At 44.5% G+C, this 14,333-nt stretch carries 14 protein-coding genes, 3 tRNA genes and 1 pseudogene; 3 read left to right on the top strand and 15 right to left on the bottom strand.

Annotation, left to right across the window (positions count from 1 at the left end; translation table 11 throughout):
- Positions 1-28: 28 nt before the first annotated feature.
- From PseudUWO310_RS13855 to bioU, 5 genes are all read right to left on the bottom strand, one after another.
- Complete coding sequence (locus PseudUWO310_RS13855) at positions 29-1,633, bottom strand: TROVE domain-containing protein (protein WP_142602225.1); 1,605 nt, start codon at positions 1,631-1,633, stop codon at positions 29-31.
- Positions 1,634-1,700: 67 nt separating this feature from the next.
- Positions 1,701-1,836 (bottom strand) — tRNA-OTHER (locus tag PseudUWO310_RS22625).
- A 92-nt stretch (positions 1,837-1,928) separates the two neighbouring features.
- Positions 1,929-2,049, bottom strand: a tRNA-OTHER gene (locus PseudUWO310_RS22620).
- A gap of 352 nt (positions 2,050-2,401) precedes the next feature.
- Positions 2,402-2,525: transfer RNA gene (locus PseudUWO310_RS22615), tRNA-OTHER, on the bottom strand.
- Positions 2,526-3,172: 647 nt separating this feature from the next.
- Positions 3,173-4,153, bottom strand: a complete 981-nt coding sequence (gene bioU, locus PseudUWO310_RS13850) for a (S)-8-amino-7-oxononanoate synthase BioU (protein WP_142602223.1) — start codon at positions 4,151-4,153, stop codon at positions 3,173-3,175.
- Positions 4,154-4,334: 181 nt separating this feature from the next.
- Here bioU and PseudUWO310_RS13845 point away from each other — a divergent pair, with 181 nt between their 5' ends.
- Positions 4,335-5,210 carry a tetratricopeptide repeat protein gene (locus PseudUWO310_RS13845; protein ID WP_055073606.1) on the top strand — a complete coding sequence of 292 codons (876 nt, stop codon included), beginning with the start codon at positions 4,335-4,337 and terminating at the stop codon, positions 5,208-5,210.
- A gap of 195 nt (positions 5,211-5,405) precedes the next feature.
- Here the strand turns inward: PseudUWO310_RS13845 and fmt are convergent, their stop codons facing one another.
- From fmt to PseudUWO310_RS13800, 9 genes are all read right to left on the bottom strand, one after another.
- Positions 5,406-6,371 carry a methionyl-tRNA formyltransferase gene (gene fmt, locus PseudUWO310_RS13840; protein WP_142602221.1) on the bottom strand — a complete coding sequence of 322 codons (966 nt, stop codon included), beginning with the start codon at positions 6,369-6,371 and terminating at the stop codon, positions 5,406-5,408.
- Positions 6,372-6,504: 133 nt separating this feature from the next.
- Entirely contained in the window at positions 6,505-6,885 is a 381-nt protein-coding gene (locus PseudUWO310_RS13835) for a PIN domain-containing protein (protein ID WP_142602219.1), read from the bottom strand.
- Between the two features lie 18 nt (positions 6,886-6,903).
- A complete protein-coding gene (locus tag PseudUWO310_RS13830; protein WP_142602216.1) occupies positions 6,904-7,155 on the bottom strand; it encodes a hypothetical protein in 252 nt (83 codons plus the stop codon).
- Positions 7,156-7,246: 91 nt separating this feature from the next.
- Entirely contained in the window at positions 7,247-7,582 is a 336-nt protein-coding gene (locus PseudUWO310_RS13825) for a ribulose bisphosphate carboxylase small subunit (protein ID WP_009626922.1), read from the bottom strand.
- A 27-nt stretch (positions 7,583-7,609) separates the two neighbouring features.
- Positions 7,610-8,221 carry a chaperonin family protein RbcX gene (locus PseudUWO310_RS13820; protein WP_142602214.1) on the bottom strand — a complete coding sequence of 204 codons (612 nt, stop codon included), beginning with the start codon at positions 8,219-8,221 and terminating at the stop codon, positions 7,610-7,612.
- Positions 8,222-8,287: 66 nt separating this feature from the next.
- Entirely contained in the window at positions 8,288-9,718 is a 1,431-nt protein-coding gene (locus tag PseudUWO310_RS13815; protein WP_009626920.1) for a form I ribulose bisphosphate carboxylase large subunit, read from the bottom strand.
- A 716-nt stretch (positions 9,719-10,434) separates the two neighbouring features.
- Positions 10,435-11,196 carry a DUF1350 family protein gene (locus tag PseudUWO310_RS13810; protein WP_142602275.1) on the bottom strand — a complete coding sequence of 254 codons (762 nt, stop codon included), beginning with the start codon at positions 11,194-11,196 and terminating at the stop codon, positions 10,435-10,437.
- Between the two features lie 188 nt (positions 11,197-11,384).
- Positions 11,385-12,074, bottom strand: a complete 690-nt coding sequence (locus tag PseudUWO310_RS13805; protein WP_142602212.1) for a DUF3611 family protein — start codon at positions 12,072-12,074, stop codon at positions 11,385-11,387.
- Entirely contained in the window at positions 12,055-12,699 is a 645-nt protein-coding gene (locus PseudUWO310_RS13800; RefSeq protein ID WP_142602210.1) for a Mo-dependent nitrogenase C-terminal domain-containing protein, read from the bottom strand. The genes PseudUWO310_RS13805 and PseudUWO310_RS13800 overlap by 20 nt, the downstream gene beginning before the upstream one ends.
- A gap of 330 nt (positions 12,700-13,029) precedes the next feature.
- Between PseudUWO310_RS13800 and PseudUWO310_RS13795 the strand changes: the two genes are divergently transcribed.
- Positions 13,030-13,380: a hypothetical protein gene (locus PseudUWO310_RS13795; RefSeq protein WP_142602207.1), complete on the top strand. Its 351-nt coding sequence runs from the start codon at positions 13,030-13,032 to the stop codon at positions 13,378-13,380.
- Positions 13,381-13,457: 77 nt separating this feature from the next.
- On the opposite strand, the pseudogene PseudUWO310_RS23335 reads toward PseudUWO310_RS13795, so the two are convergent.
- Positions 13,458-13,673, bottom strand: a pseudogene (locus PseudUWO310_RS23335) (IS1634 family transposase); the annotation flags it as partial.
- A 92-nt stretch (positions 13,674-13,765) separates the two neighbouring features.
- On the opposite strand from PseudUWO310_RS23335, the gene PseudUWO310_RS13785 reads away from it, so the two are divergent.
- Complete coding sequence (locus tag PseudUWO310_RS13785; RefSeq protein WP_142602206.1) at positions 13,766-14,209, top strand: IS5 family transposase; 444 nt, start codon at positions 13,766-13,768, stop codon at positions 14,207-14,209.
- Positions 14,210-14,333 lie beyond the last annotated feature (124 nt).

Below are 14,333 nucleotides of genomic sequence, written 5' to 3'. Positions count from 1 at the left end.
AAAAGGAGTCGCTTCGCGACTCCTTTTTTTAGACTTCACCCATTGCTACCATTTGGATCGCACGGGGCATGGCGGGATCGAAACCTCCCATATCCCAAGAATTAGGGTCTTTGGGATCGACTAGCGAGAGCTTGGAAGGAGCCAAGGTCACATAGATTGCTTTCGCATTCGCGTTCACCTTGCGGCGATATTCTGCTAAGGCTTCACTGGGATGACGACGACCTGCCCAAGATTCCGAATCAGTCCAGAAGCAGAACACATCCGCATAGAACTTATTCTTAATCGCCCAATCGTACGCCACCGATGCATCCGTACCACCGAAGTTTTGGTTCGATGCTTTCTGCATTGCCGATGTGAAGGAATCCTTTTTAGTGATTCCCAAATCGCGGAAGTCGGTCGCAAATCCACGGATCGCATAGTTGGTTTCCGCCTTCACCGTTGCCAAAGCCATCGTTGCCGCGATTTCGCAGCAGGTCAAGCCGATGGAACTTACGGTGTGGTAAGACATCGAACCCGAGATATCGATCGCATGGAGGAAAGTCGCACCCGTAGGCGCGATCGCATCGAAGGACATTTCCAGAGCAGTTTCCAGAATATCGACAATGCGAGGAATTGGTTGCCAAGTCTTTTGGCTACGTCCGAGCGCACCACCCGACTGATAGGTCTTGAGAGCTTTCAAGATATCAATGGGGTGAATGCGTCCCTTCTTGAGACGCTCGCGATTGTTCAATACATTGGCGACATGCTTCAAGTTATCCTTGTTCTTCGCAGTCAAGACACCAAGTTCCGTCAAAGAGCCAAGATTCCGCAGCAATGCGCCGATGGGCATTTCGTTAAAGAGCAACTGCCATGCACGCACATCCATCTGTCCGATGGGAGCCGCCATTTCATGGGTGAGTTTACCCTTCGCGATCGCTTCATGGGTCTTGTCAGGGTGACGCTTGAGCCATTCATACCACCAGATTTGCGCCAGCGCATCCGATGGAATCTGCGAAGGAAGTTCATCCCAACCCTTGACCACCCATTGATAGAGCGCTTGTTGATCGTCGGTTTCAGGCTTCACGTGAAACAAACGCAACGCATCACGGTGCGAGAAGCCTTGCCGTTGTTGGTACTTCAACAATTGATAGGCAAGCGCCTTGGTGTCAGGATTGGAGAGCCATGCCTTACCGCTTTCACGAATAACTTTACCGAAACCACGCATGGACTTGGTGTAGTTCATCCATTCATAGAAGTGGCTACCCGTGCGGACAACTTGCGGAAAGATTTCCACGAAGTTCCGTTTCGCCGCTGGGCTGTCACCCATCGATAGCAAGACTAGAGCCAGAATGGGAGCGCTGTTATTCACGGCACGACCATCGCTAGCATAGAGAATTTCGCTCTTCACACGATCGGCATCTTCAGCGACGCATTTCTGCACCGTATTGATGAAATCGGCGGACAGTTCGTGCTTGCCAGCGTAGTAGGTGCTTTGAGCCGTACCAATCAGCAAGCAACGACGCAACATGCGCCAGATACCCGCATCAAAGGCAAAGCCACCTGATCGCCCTTGAATCATTTCAGCTTCACGACCTGCGATCGCTTGAGTCTGAGGAGTACCTTTGGGTTTCTGGAATAAAAATTTATAAGACATGACATTCTCCGTCCCGTCAGGGAAAAAATTAAAGAGAACTTCCTTCGCCTCGACCAAAGAGAAGGAATCGGCAGGGTAGGGCTCGAACCTACAAGACCAATGGTCACCCGACCTTAGATAACCCTCTACAGTTCAGCCTTTGCAGACAAGTAATCCTATAAAGGTTATTTTTCAAGCGCGTTTACCAATTTCGCCACCTGCCGAGAATTTGAACATCTAAAAGCCAATTGCTAAAAGCTAAAAGCTAAGAGCTAAAAGCTAAAAGCTAATCGCTAACAACTAAAAACTTTTAGAGGGGGTGGAATGGGACTCGAACCCACATCTCGCGACAAAGGGGTGAGATCGTTAGAAGCGATAACCCTGAGTCTGCGTCCCTTACGGGCAAAAGTGCGTTCTACCAGTTGAACTATCCACCCCAAGATTGGGGGGTAGAGCTAAAGAAGTAGCGATTTTGAGTAATGAAGTGTCACACTACGCGCAACACGCCATTAATTCTTTAGGACTACCGGTTTGGAATTTTGATTTTTTGCTTTGTTAAGGAAAGCTGGCAATCAGCAGGCAAAACCTCTAGTTTAGGAAGGGATTTTGGGATTTGAACCCAATCACCTCATGGAGGTGATGCAACCAATAGCGATAACCCTCACCAATTCGTCCCTTGAATTAACGTGTGGTGCGAAGCACCACACATTTTTATCTTGGGCAAAGAGAAGTTTCGATTGCGATCGCATAACTATCTCTCCAACACATTACTCAAAATCAAATTCCCAATTGACGGAGAGGGAATCGAACCCCCGACGCTTGGCACCTAAAGCGATAACCCTAAATCTGCGACCTTTGCAGGTAAGTGACGACAAAGGATGTTTTCAATGCTCTACCACTGAGCTACCCGTCAATATATTAAGTTTAAATTTTGCCGTAGGCAAAATTTAAACTGAGAGTTTTATCGAATTTGAATTTTGCCTACGGCAAAATCCAAAATGAGAGTTTTGATTTAGTGATAGATGCTACTTGCGAACAAGTAGCACCTATCTGCGGCAATAACCCTGAATGCTTCAGCCCAGATAGGCAAGTAAGTGCATAAAGGAATTTTCAGCAGTTTGCGAGGCTGCATCTCCTTTTCTAATTGCTACACAAATACTGGAGTAGTTGTAATCGCTATTAGACTAGGCGTTCTACGCGCTTGAACTACGCTGCACTACATTTATACTACACGTACTACAAGAATGCAATAGCGATCGCAAATTTAGTTTTTTATAGCTATAGCTGCCGCCAACTGTATCAGGACATAAAACCCCAAAGAGAGTTGCCGCGCAAAGCGCGGCAACTCTCTTTGGGGTTTTGATTTTGTCCTAACAAAACTGGCGGCAGCTATATATAGCTACAGCCAATGAGGACAAATCAAACCCCAAGAATTGACTGGCGGCGCTTCGCGCCGCCAGTCAATTCTTGGGGTTTATGTCCTAATACACTTGGCGACAGATGTAATACCAATTTCCAAAATGGCGTTGCCATTTTGGAAATCTCAAAACCTTACTACGGTTAGCGCACAAAAGCGGGCATCACTTCGGCGGCAGTCATCAGCCCGTAAATACCGCGTTGGTGGAATTGTTTGCCAGCTTTGAGGTAACCAAAGGCAGTCCCGCAAACATTTGCCGCCATACTGGTTTCATCGCCAAGGGTGAAGGTATGGGTGGAAATTTTGCCCTCAAAGGTGCGCCCTGTAAGCTTCATATTGGTGCTGAGAGGCTTTTTAGGATTGCGCGTATCCACGATACCCCCGACCGTAACCCGATCGCGATCGCAGATGCCAATCCGTTCGAGCATGATGTCGTCAGCATGTTCCATATTGGTCAATTCGATCAACCCATTCGTCTTTTCGAGTAACGCTTCTACTTCGGCATCGGACATAGCTTGGGCGATATCAACGGTATAGCCAGACATATGGGCAATATCTTCGCGGATTGTAGCCCGATAAGCGTTCCAGTTGGCAATGCCAACGCCAAAATTAATCTCGACTTTATGAACTTCAGCAAAGCTTTGAGCGGCGATCGCGGCTGCCGCAGTTAACAATCCTGGAGTTGCACCACAACCAGACATGTAGGTAATCCCTGCGGCTTCGAGTTCAGGGGAAAGGGCAATCATTTGCTCCACGGCACTGGTACGCTTGATCGCATCCACGAGTACACCCTTCCAACCTGAAGCAATAAATTGCTTGGCAACGCTTGCCATGAAGGTATTGGGTAAGTTTGGTAAAGCTAAGAAATAGCCATCAACATCCTTTGCCATAGCGATCGCTTCCGCAATGCTGTTTTGGGTCAAAATGCCATTGTCAAGGTAGCCAAGGGAGCCTTTGCTCTGGTAGACAGAGATTGCCTCGGTTGCCTTCAGCCCTTGGTCATTGTAGGCAAAACCTTCTTTATCGGCTGCTACGACTAGCTGCATTTCCTGCTTAGCACTAAGCAACTTTGCTGCGGCTTGACCTAACCCACCAAATCCTAAAATTCCAACTTTTAATGCCATTAAGTTTAACTTCGTTTATCTAGAGTTACTTTGCAATGATGATCTGATCCTTTAATGTGCCATATTTTGGATCATATTTTTCAGGTGCATTGACCCATTAGAAATTAGAAGTATTGCTTTGCGCCGCCTATAATAACCTCTTGCAGTAAACTATCATGTAATTGGATTTAGGGTAAATATCGTGTCACAACGTACAGCAAGGCAATGGATTATTAACGGTGTTTTAATCGTAGTTACGCTCTCCTTTTTAGGCGTTTCAATCGCCCCATTGATCGGCGGATTATTTGCCCCACCGACGCAGCAAGCCGCTAATAACCCAGCCCAAAACACCTCAGAGCAAGAAAAGATCAAAATCCAGATTGAGGGGTTTGAAGCTGTACTCAAGAGCGATCCTAAAAATCAAACTGCGCTCATTGGGCTAGTCAATCTCAGGAATCAATTAGGAAAAACTAAGGAAACGATCGAACCTTTGCAAACATTAGCCGATACTTTTCCCGATCAGCCTGAATATCGGATGACCCTAGCAAGGACTTATATCCAACTTAAGGATCCTAAAAATGCCTCGGCGGAATACCGCAAAATTTTAACTACTAAGCCTGGATATATCCCCGCCATCCAGAGTTTAGTCAGCATCGAGTTAACCGATAAGCGTCCTGAAGCAGCGATCGGCATTCTCCAAGATACGCTCAAGACTGCGGAAACAGCCAATAAAATCCAAGCAAATACCGTAGATACGAGTTCAGTACGCTGGATATTGGGAGAGGTTTATCGCCAACAAAATCGCATTGACGACTCGATCGCTACCTACGATCAGATGATCAAAGATAATGCTAAAGATTTTCGTCCCTATGTCGGTAAGGCGCAATTAAGGCAGGTTCAGGGTAAAGATGATGAGGCGAAAAAACTCTTTGATAAAGGGCTAGAGCTTGCTCCTGCTGAGTTTAAAGATGAAGTAAAACGCCTTGCCTCCTTGACCCCAGCCAAACAACCATTTACCAATCCCGCTCAAACGCCTAGCTCCACGACAGAGCCAGAAGCTTCACCCAAGAAACCATAGGTTAACGTCAGTTCAGGTTAAACTGGCAAATTTCAAACCCCCAAGGGTAAAAGCCTTGCTTAGCAGGGCTTTTACCCTTGGGGTTTGACAAAGGGTTTGTTAAGACATAAAACCCAGAAGAGTGTTGCGGCGCGAAGCGCCGCAACACTCTTCTGGGTTTTGTTTTTGTTCTAACATAACGGGCTACTGCTATATCTAACTAAAAGCGTCGCTATGCGTCTCTTTTTTGACTATGGATTCCCCGATCGCCATTCTTGCACCATTGACAAAATCCCAACCCGATTGCAATTTTTTACCCGCAGGTTGAACTTCCTTAATTAATAGTAAACCTTTGCCAGTCTGCAAGACAAAGCCTTTGCCTTTACGAATTTCGGCAACTTTCCCAATATTCTCTAAATTGTCCTCACCTTCGACAATTTCCGATTTCGTAATCTTTAACCTCTGTTCGCGAAAATCGGTGTAGCAATTGGGATAGAAGGCACGAATGCGATTATGCAAAGCGATCGCCTCTTTGCTCCAATCTAGTTCCCAATCCTCGCGCCCAATCATCGGTGAATAGCAGGACAAATCATCGTCCTGAGATTCAGGCTTGAGCGTATCTAAGCGGCGCAAAGTATCAATTAATAAATCCGCACCTAAGTTCGCCAATTTTGTACTTAAGGTATCCGTATTATCTTCAGGCAAAATTTCTAACTCCGCCTTGAGTAACATCGCGCCCGTATCAATCCCTGCATCCATTTGCATGGTTGTAATACCCGTAATGCTCTCGCCATTAGCGATCGCCCATTGGATCGGTGCGGCTCCACGATATTTTGGTAAGAGCGAACCATGCACGTTAATGCAGCCATACTTCGGCATATGCAAAATCTTTGGCGAGAGAATCTGCCCATAGGCAACCACCACAAATACATCGGCATTAATAGCGGCTAGTTCTTCAAGTACCTGTTTGTCTTTTTTTAGGCGATCGGGTTGCCAGATTTGCAGGTTAGGATTTTTAGCGATCGCCGCAGCTTTGACGGGTGGCGGCGTGACCTGATTACCACGACCACGCCTAGTATCTGGCTGGGAGACTACGCCCACCACTTCAAAATCTGGTGTAGATAAAAGCTTTTCTAAGGTGGGAACGGCAAAATCAGGAGTTCCAAAAAATACAACACGCATAATTATTGAGCCATAGTAAATGAGCGATCGTGTAACCTATTTCTAGACGACATTTTCCAATTCTTCCACTAAAAGTATGCGCAATTACGCAATTAATACGCCAATTCAAGGATGAAATGCAATGGCTAACTAGTTATCGCTCGTAAGGTTGAATAATTTTTAGATTAGGGATAACCCGATAATGTTTGATATTAAAAGTACAAAGAGTTTTATTTTTGCTCATGGCACAATGAGCAATTAATGCGTCTAATAGCCCTACTCCATCAGAAAGGCAATATTTACTAAAATCTGATAAAACATTAGCGCAATCAGCCTCAGTCAACCAAATTAATGATAAAGGTGCAGTCAGCCTAAAAACTTGATTAACTTCTTGTTTATTTTGACAATTTTGGATTAACTCCATCACCACAAAACCTGAAACACTGGGCAATTCGGATAAGGTGGTAAACCATGTGATCGCAGGTTGATGCCCTCTCAAAACATCGATCAGAATATCAGTATCTAAAACATACATAAAATCAATTTATAAATGTTAACGATGTTCTGCTACATAGCGAATTTGGCGAGCATATTCTTGGCTATCCCTAATCTCAGGACGTGAGTTAATTAGTCCTTCACTTTGCCAATAACTTACTAATTCTGCACCAGTTCTAAGCTGACCCTCTAGAAATTTTCTAACGGCTAGAAGTTGAAGGATATATTCTGGTAAAGACAAACTAATTTTTCCTGCTTCCACAGATAGCTCTTGTTCCAATTCTTGAGGTAAATCTAAAGTAATAGTCATAGTCTTAATTTGGGGATTTGGCATTGCTGTCCATTAATATAGCAAATAACAAAAAAGCCCCGCAATGCGGGGCTTTTTTGTTTTTTAGAGCTTAGTAACGAGCGCTGTTAGGCTTGTGGACAATGAAGCTTTGGACTTGGCATTGCTTGATATTGTCGAAAGCAACTACGCGGATAAAGCTACCAGGATAGCTAGAGCGGCAAGCTTGAACTTCGCTCAAAACTTCTTGAGGAGTTCTGGCGTTGAACAAGGGCAACTTCCAAAGAGTCCAGTAGTGGATAGCAGGATCGGAATCTTCGTTAAATTCGATCGCAGGATAGAAACCTTGCTTCAAGGTGTACTCGATTTGACGAGTGATTTGAGCATCGCTCAAAGGTGGAAGGTAAGAAAGAGTTTCGTAACGACGCTCTTTAGGTAAAGTTTGCATTATTTCCTCGCGATTGAAATTAAATTGCTATTGATTTGATTGAGGGGAAGAGCGATCGCCATCAACATTTGAGTCTGCGGCAACTTCTGGAGGAAATTCGAGAATATCTACAGAACTAACTTCTGGATTTTGATCTATATCAGAAACTAAATTCTCGCATTCCGAATATCCTTCAGAAGCCTGAACGCTCATGATGCGCTCAAAATGTCGACGACGAAGCTGCATATTTGATTGCTGGATGCCAGTCCGAGTCATCTCATCAGAAACTAAATTCTCGCATTCCGAATATCCTTCAGAAGCCTGAACGCTCATGATGCGCTCAAAATGTCGACGACGAAGCTGCATATTTGATTGCTGGATGCCAGTCCGAGTCATCTCTGGTAGAAATTCTAAAATTTCATTTGCCAGATGCTCCCGCACCGTCATTACCCGAAAAGCCATTTCTTGGTGAACCTCAAAGAGGTCTTTAATGTAAAGCTCGCCATTCTGGAGTCTTTCGCGCGTCGAGAACTGATTAAACCAGAGAGCCTTTAACTTATCGGTTTCCTCCAATTGCTCGGCAATAGTCTTGACAGCCTCGAAGGTCAAAAAATTGATCAACATATTGGCTGTGGACTTAGTACTGCGCTTAATATCCATAGGCTGACTTTACCAAGATTTTTTTTGCAAAAATGGGCGTAGCCCATTTTTGCAACGGCAGATCGATTAGAGAGTATCCATTGCTTCAAACTCGAACTTGATTTCCTTCCAAAGTTCAAGAGCAGCATTCAATTCAGGAGACCAACGACCAGCTTCACGAAGAATGTCGCCACCTTCACGCATCATGTCGCGACCTTCGTTACGGGCTTGGATACAAGCTTCAAGAGCAACGCGGTTAGCGGTTGCACCAGGAGCAGCACCCCATGGGTGACCCAAAGTACCACCACCGAACTGTAAGCAAGAATCATCGCCGAAGATTTCCACGAGAGCAGGCATGTGCCATACGTGGATACCACCCGAAGCAACGGGAAGTACGCCAGGCATAGAAGCCCAGTCTTGAGTGAAGTAGATACCGCGATCGCGATCTAGTTCGATGTGGTCTTCACGCATGAGGTCAACGAAGCCCATGGTAATGCCCTTTTCGCCTTCGAGCTTACCAACCACAGTTCCAGAGTGGAGGTGATCGCCACCAGACATACGGAGACATTTTGCCAAAACGCGGAAGTGAATCCCGTGAGTTTTTTGACGGTCGATAACAGCGTGCATAGCGCGGTGAATGTGCAAGAGCAAGCCATTTTCGCGGCAGTACTTAGCAAGAGAGGTGTTAGCAGTGAAACCACCAGTCAAGAAGTCATGCATGATGATCGGTGTGCCGATTTCCTTAGCGAAGGCTGCACGTTCCATCATTTGCTCGGAAGTAGGAGCAGTGACGTTAAGGTAGTGACCCTTGATTTCGCCAGTTTCAGCTTGAGCTTTTTCGATTGCTTCTTGTACGAACAGGAAGCGATCGCGCCAGCGCATGAAAGGCTGAGAGTTAATGTTTTCGTCGTCTTTGGTGAAGTCCAAACCACCGCGCAAACATTCGTATACTGCACGACCGTAGTTTTTCGCAGAAAGCCCTAATTTAGGCTTAATGGTACAACCCAATAGAGGACGACCGTACTTGTTCAACTTGTCGCGCTCAACTTGGATACCGTGAGGAGGTCCTTGGAAAGTCTTCAAGTAAGCGATAGGTACGCGGATGTCTTCTAGACGCAATGCGCGAAGAGCCTTGAAACCAAATACGTTACCAACCAATGAGGTGAGCAAGTTGGTTACAGAACCTTCCTCGAACAAGTCCAGAGGATAGGCGATGTAGGCGATATATTGATTGTCTTCGTTGGGTACTGGCTCGACATCATAGCAACGACCTTTGTAGCGATCGAGGTCGGTTAGCAAATCTGTCCATACAGTTGTCCAAGTCCCTGTAGAAGATTCAGCAGCTACGGCAGCAGCAGCTTCTTCAGGAGGTACGCCTGGTTGAGGCACGAAACGGAAAGCAGCGAGAAGGTCAGTATCTCTGGGAGTATAGTCGGGGGTATAGTACTTTAGTTTATAGTCCTGAACACCTGCATCGTACCCAGCCTTAGCTTTAGACTGTGTTTTTGAGTAAGACATTAATATCTCCTTACTAGATTTAAATGAAAATCGACGAACCACACTAGGCGGCAAAAGAGCGCGGTAAAAAAGCGCGGCAAAAAAACTCAAGAGTCAGAGTCAATAGTCAAATCGAAAATTATAGAAAGATTAAAAATCTATTAAAATCTAATTAGCCCTTTGAGATCTGCTTCTTTGTTGGAATAATTTTTTGCTTTATATAAGTTAATCCTATCAGGAATTCTTCGTGTGAAGTCCTTGAGCGATGTCTTTAATTTAAACATAAAGTGCGTATCCACATTTACTTTTTTTGCAAAAAAAATTTTGAAGCCTACTGTTTCTAGCGCCAAATTGATATAAAAAATTGATATAGCCCTAATAAGCTAGATATATCCTCTGGCTATTGTTTTAGAAATGTATATGTCAATCTAGATACTCAAACCCTTTAAGGATAGGGATGAGAGGATTGTATTATGCCTATGTTTGTATTAAGAAAAACGAGGATATATCGATCTAGTTTTCCAATCATTCGATACATTCCAACCTAAAAACTAATAGGAATGTTTAGTAATCCTAATAAGATTAAAACAATATTAGAAATTCTAATGTCTAGTATACAAATACAAAATCAATCGATTTCGATCTGACTTTGTTGTTAAGTTGCCCGTTGATTTGTTTAGAGTATTTCTACTCATTGCTGTTCCCTTCGAGGCAGATGTATTTTGTGACCTGTTTTTTTAGGCGGTTTGCTTCGCGAGCCATGCTAATAGAACTAGTTCAAGGGTTTGGTTGTTTTTGTGGAGCTCTTGCTTGACCCATTGGGCGATCGCGTCAATTGCCGAGAAGTTAGAACCCGCTTGCCATTTCACATCAATGCCCATAGAGGTGAGGTGCGTACCTTCGAGAGTTTGGAGAATGACGGTTTTGGGAAATTTCTGCTGAAGCAACTGGGCAAGGGTGGAGATTTCGTCAATGTCATCATCAACAAATTTAACTAATAAATTTTGGGTGGTTTGGTAATTGGCGGTAACTATTTGCTCGGTTTCCTTAGGGCTGGGGGTAAACTCCATCGATGACATTTCGGGAATGGTGTTGGCTAGGTTTTTAAAGAAAGGAATTGAGCGATCGGCACTGTAGTTGTTATAGGCGATGTAGATATTGCCAGCACGGGTGGGTTTATAAAGGCTATTAATTAATAAATGGATTTTGCAACCCATACTGTGACCCATGCCAAACACGGGGAAATAATCGAGAAATAGTTTGCTGCGGGCTTTGCGAAAGGAGTTATGGACTTCGCGAGCAATTTGACGATGATCAAACGTGTTGTTCAGGAAGGGGGTAGCGACGATCGCATAGTTATTTTGGGCGAGCTGTTCTAATACGCGGCTATAGGCAACATGGGGCGCAGCCGCAAAAAATGCGCCACCCAAAAAGTGAATTACGCCCTTGGGTTTCTGAGGGGTCAGCACCCAATTTTCTTCGATCTGCTTCCACTCCATTGGTTTCGCCACTATTTACATTTCTTCATATCTATTTATTATAAAGCCAAGCACAGAAACCCACCAAAGGCAGGTTTTATACCAATTCCCAAAATGGCGTTGCCATTTTGGGAATTGGTATAAAACCTGCGGCGCACGCTGGGCGTGCGCCGCAGGTTTTAGGGTTTTATATTTAATTAGGCTCACCTTTATTCGCGATTGGGTTTGTCGGTGGCTTTGTTAAGCAGCCAGAGCGAGGCGACTAAACCCACAAAATGAGCAAAAATAATATTGAAACTTGCCTGAATAATTTGAAAGTCAAGCGGCTGAATGACGGAGTTAAAGCTGCCTGCTCCAATTACTCCTACTTGCCCTTGTCCTGCTCTCAGGGTTAAAGCACCAATAATCGCAAAGGCTCCCAGCAAAGTTACCAACATTCCGAGCAGATTAATAATCAAGCCGATTTTGATTTGAAATACGGTTTGGCTTTTGGTTGGGCGATCGGGCGATCGCAGCTTTTTTGCCATTTGCGTATAACGATAATTCCAGAAAATACTCGCGCCTAATACTGCCACACCGACCCAAGCAAAGCTCAATCCTGGTAATGTCGCGGGACTAGTATCCAATCCCGTTGGGCTAACTGGCTGACCTGTCCTAGGAAACAAAAAAAGTTGGAGTAAGACAACCGATGAAACTACGCACAATACAACCTGTGTCCAGAAAGCAGCCCAGCCCCAGCGTCGAAATGCTAAAACAACGCGCAATACATTGGGCGAAACGTCACTATTATCTTCTTTACTGGCGTTTTTTAATTCTCTGGGCATGACTGTCTGGTAGAGCGATGGTGCATTATGGCTGAATTTAGCATATCCTGAAGAGTTAACAATACTTAGAAACATCTTCGCCCTTATCGGCAAGATAACTTAGCGATCGAAAACGCAAGCCTACCAACTGATCGTAGAGAGGATTAATTTCACACATGGCAGGAATATGCATAATCTTCTTGCCAAACAGGACAATATCTCGTTCAAAGGGGCATTGAGCAGGAACAATCTTGCAGATTAAATTGGCAAGGCGCGAATCGTGAATATCCATGTGATCGAGCCACTCTTTGACTGGCTCAAGGACGCTAGGATGATGTTCGTCGTGATGGGAAGCGGCTTCGAGATTTTGGCGCAGGTCATTGATCGCTTTGACTTCTTGCTTTAGGGTCTTGCAAAATCCTTGAATGACGAGATCTTCTGTATCCGTGTATTTGCCATCGGCAAGAGCCATCATAACTGCCATGCGGAGGAAGTTTTGCCCAACTTCGCGATCGCTACCTAACGCATCGGCTAAATCCTGAGCGTTAATAGGCTCAAAATTATGAATCGTGACCTCATCACCCCATTCCTCACTATGGCTGATTTGGTCAAAAAGTGTACGCTCTTGCTCGCTGTAATCATTGTCAGCGAGGGCAACACTCATGAGTCCTCGCAACCAAGCTGAAATCTGTTCTTGTGTATAAATAGGTTTAGTTTGCATAACAAGTCAGTCTACAGGTTGACTAAGATCATAGGCTGCTTTGTCTTGAATTTCGACTGTTACGGTATTAAGGAATGTTTAATAAATATAGCTGTCGCCAAGTGTACTAGGACATAAAACCCAAGAATTAATTGGCGGTGCGAAGCACCGCCAATTAATTCTTGGGTTTTGATTTGTCCTAATTCAAAGGAACAGTTAGAACTTTTTGGTGTCTTCCTACCTTATTAGCAAATCGAGGGTAGCCCTAAAGATGCAATTTGCTTTTACGGTGAAAGGGCTAGTTCAAGCCGATTAAGCAGTTAAGAATAAGTAAAACCACAAGGTGTAAATATGAAAAGTCAATCGATTCTCATTGGGGCAATTGCCGCGATCGCTACTCTGGGGAGTTCCTTCTCTGCGCAAGCGGACAGCCGTAAAGCCTATTGTCAGTACTTCCCAAATAGCTCCCAAACCGCTAAGGTCTCGATGCCCTGTATTTTTTCTATGCGTCAAGGTGCTATTACCGTGAAATGGGAAGATGGCGTAGGCGACTCCTTTAAGCCCATTCCCGAACGTCCTTTTGTCTATACTGATGAGCGGGGTGGATTGGTGTACCAACAATGGGGAGAGAAAGATATGAATGGAGTTAGAGCGAGAATTTTAAAAATGGAGAATGGAGCGATTTATATCTGGGGAAGTTGATATTCTGTGAAGCCAAAGCCTATACTCTATAGCGGCTTTTATCCCACATTCCGCTCGTAATGGAAGTGGAAAAACAATTATGAAAGAGGCGCAGGAAGGAGATAGTAGCGTTGGCAGGCTGAAGAAAAGAATTTCAAAATATGAAGGCGAGGAGGAGACAAATTAACAACTTGAGTGAGTCCCTGAAAAGAAACTAAATGAACCGCCATAAAACATTGAAAGACCCAACGTAAAGTTGGCGAATTAGTGGGTTTACCCAATTGATTAGGAATAGTATCCTGAGCGATAGCTAAGAGCGTGTTTGAGAAGTTTTTGGCAATAAAAAAAGGTGAAAAAAAGCTCCCAAAGGTATAGTCTGTCAATATACAAAAACAAAGACAGCCTTATGGAAGCAACAAAGAAATCATACCCCACAGACTTAACCAATAACCAGTGGGAACTGATAAAAGACTTGATTCCAGCCGCAGGAACAGGTGGACGAAAAAGAACTGTAGATATTAGAGCGGTACTCAATGGTATTTTCTACATCAATGCTGCAGGGTGTGCATGGCGAATGTTACCCCATGATTTTCCTGTATGGCAAACTGTCTATCATTACTTTCGCCATTGGCGAATTACCAATACATGGCAGGAGATCAACGCTAAACTACAACAATGGTATCGGGTTAGTGAAGGAAGAGAAGCAACACCAAGCGCAGGATGTATTGATAGTCAATCAACTAAAATTGCTAGCCGATTAGCATCACCAGAAGCAGTTGGTATTGATGGCAACAAGTTCGTCAATGGGAGAAAACGACATATTCTTGTGGACACATTGGGTTTGCTATGAGAGTGTAGAGTATTTTGTGTAAAGTCTGGGATATATACAGAGAGACAATCTAGACACACAACTACTAACACCAAAACAGATGAATATACGCAAAGAACTGCTCGATGAATTGTTGCAAGAATGT

The organism is Pseudanabaena sp. UWO310, from assembly GCF_006861605.1.
In the GTDB taxonomy this organism is placed as follows: domain Bacteria; phylum Cyanobacteriota; class Cyanobacteriia; order Pseudanabaenales; family Pseudanabaenaceae; genus Pseudanabaena.
This window is presented reverse-complemented; position numbering and strand designations above follow the sequence as displayed.

What these genes read in the sequence shown, in the direction of transcription:
- PseudUWO310_RS13855 (WP_142602225.1), bottom strand. Translation starts at nt 1,633, where the DNA reads ATGTCTTATAAATTTTTATTCCAGAAACCCAAAGGTACTCCTCAGACT.
- bioU (WP_142602223.1), bottom strand. Translation starts at nt 4,153, where the DNA reads ATGGCATTAAAAGTTGGAATTTTAGGATTTGGTGGGTTAGGTCAAGCC.
- fmt (WP_142602221.1), bottom strand. Translation starts at nt 6,371, where the DNA reads ATGCGTGTTGTATTTTTTGGAACTCCTGATTTTGCCGTTCCCACCTTA.
- PseudUWO310_RS13835 (WP_142602219.1), bottom strand. Translation starts at nt 6,885, where the DNA reads ATGTATGTTTTAGATACTGATATTCTGATCGATGTTTTGAGAGGGCAT.
- PseudUWO310_RS13830 (WP_142602216.1), bottom strand. Translation starts at nt 7,155, where the DNA reads ATGACTATTACTTTAGATTTACCTCAAGAATTGGAACAAGAGCTATCT.
- PseudUWO310_RS13825 (WP_009626922.1), bottom strand. Translation starts at nt 7,582, where the DNA reads ATGCAAACTTTACCTAAAGAGCGTCGTTACGAAACTCTTTCTTACCTT.
- PseudUWO310_RS13820 (WP_142602214.1), bottom strand. Translation starts at nt 8,221, where the DNA reads ATGGATATTAAGCGCAGTACTAAGTCCACAGCCAATATGTTGATCAAT.
- PseudUWO310_RS13815 (WP_009626920.1), bottom strand. Translation starts at nt 9,718, where the DNA reads ATGTCTTACTCAAAAACACAGTCTAAAGCTAAGGCTGGGTACGATGCA.
- PseudUWO310_RS13810 (WP_142602275.1), bottom strand. Translation starts at nt 11,196, where the DNA reads ATGGAGTGGAAGCAGATCGAAGAAAATTGGGTGCTGACCCCTCAGAAA.
- PseudUWO310_RS13805 (WP_142602212.1), bottom strand. Translation starts at nt 12,074, where the DNA reads ATGTTTCTAAGTATTGTTAACTCTTCAGGATATGCTAAATTCAGCCAT.
- PseudUWO310_RS13800 (WP_142602210.1), bottom strand. Translation starts at nt 12,699, where the DNA reads ATGCAAACTAAACCTATTTATACACAAGAACAGATTTCAGCTTGGTTG.
- PseudUWO310_RS13795 (WP_142602207.1), top strand. Translation starts at nt 13,030, where the DNA reads ATGAAAAGTCAATCGATTCTCATTGGGGCAATTGCCGCGATCGCTACT.
- PseudUWO310_RS13785 (WP_142602206.1), top strand. Translation starts at nt 13,766, where the DNA reads ATGGAAGCAACAAAGAAATCATACCCCACAGACTTAACCAATAACCAG.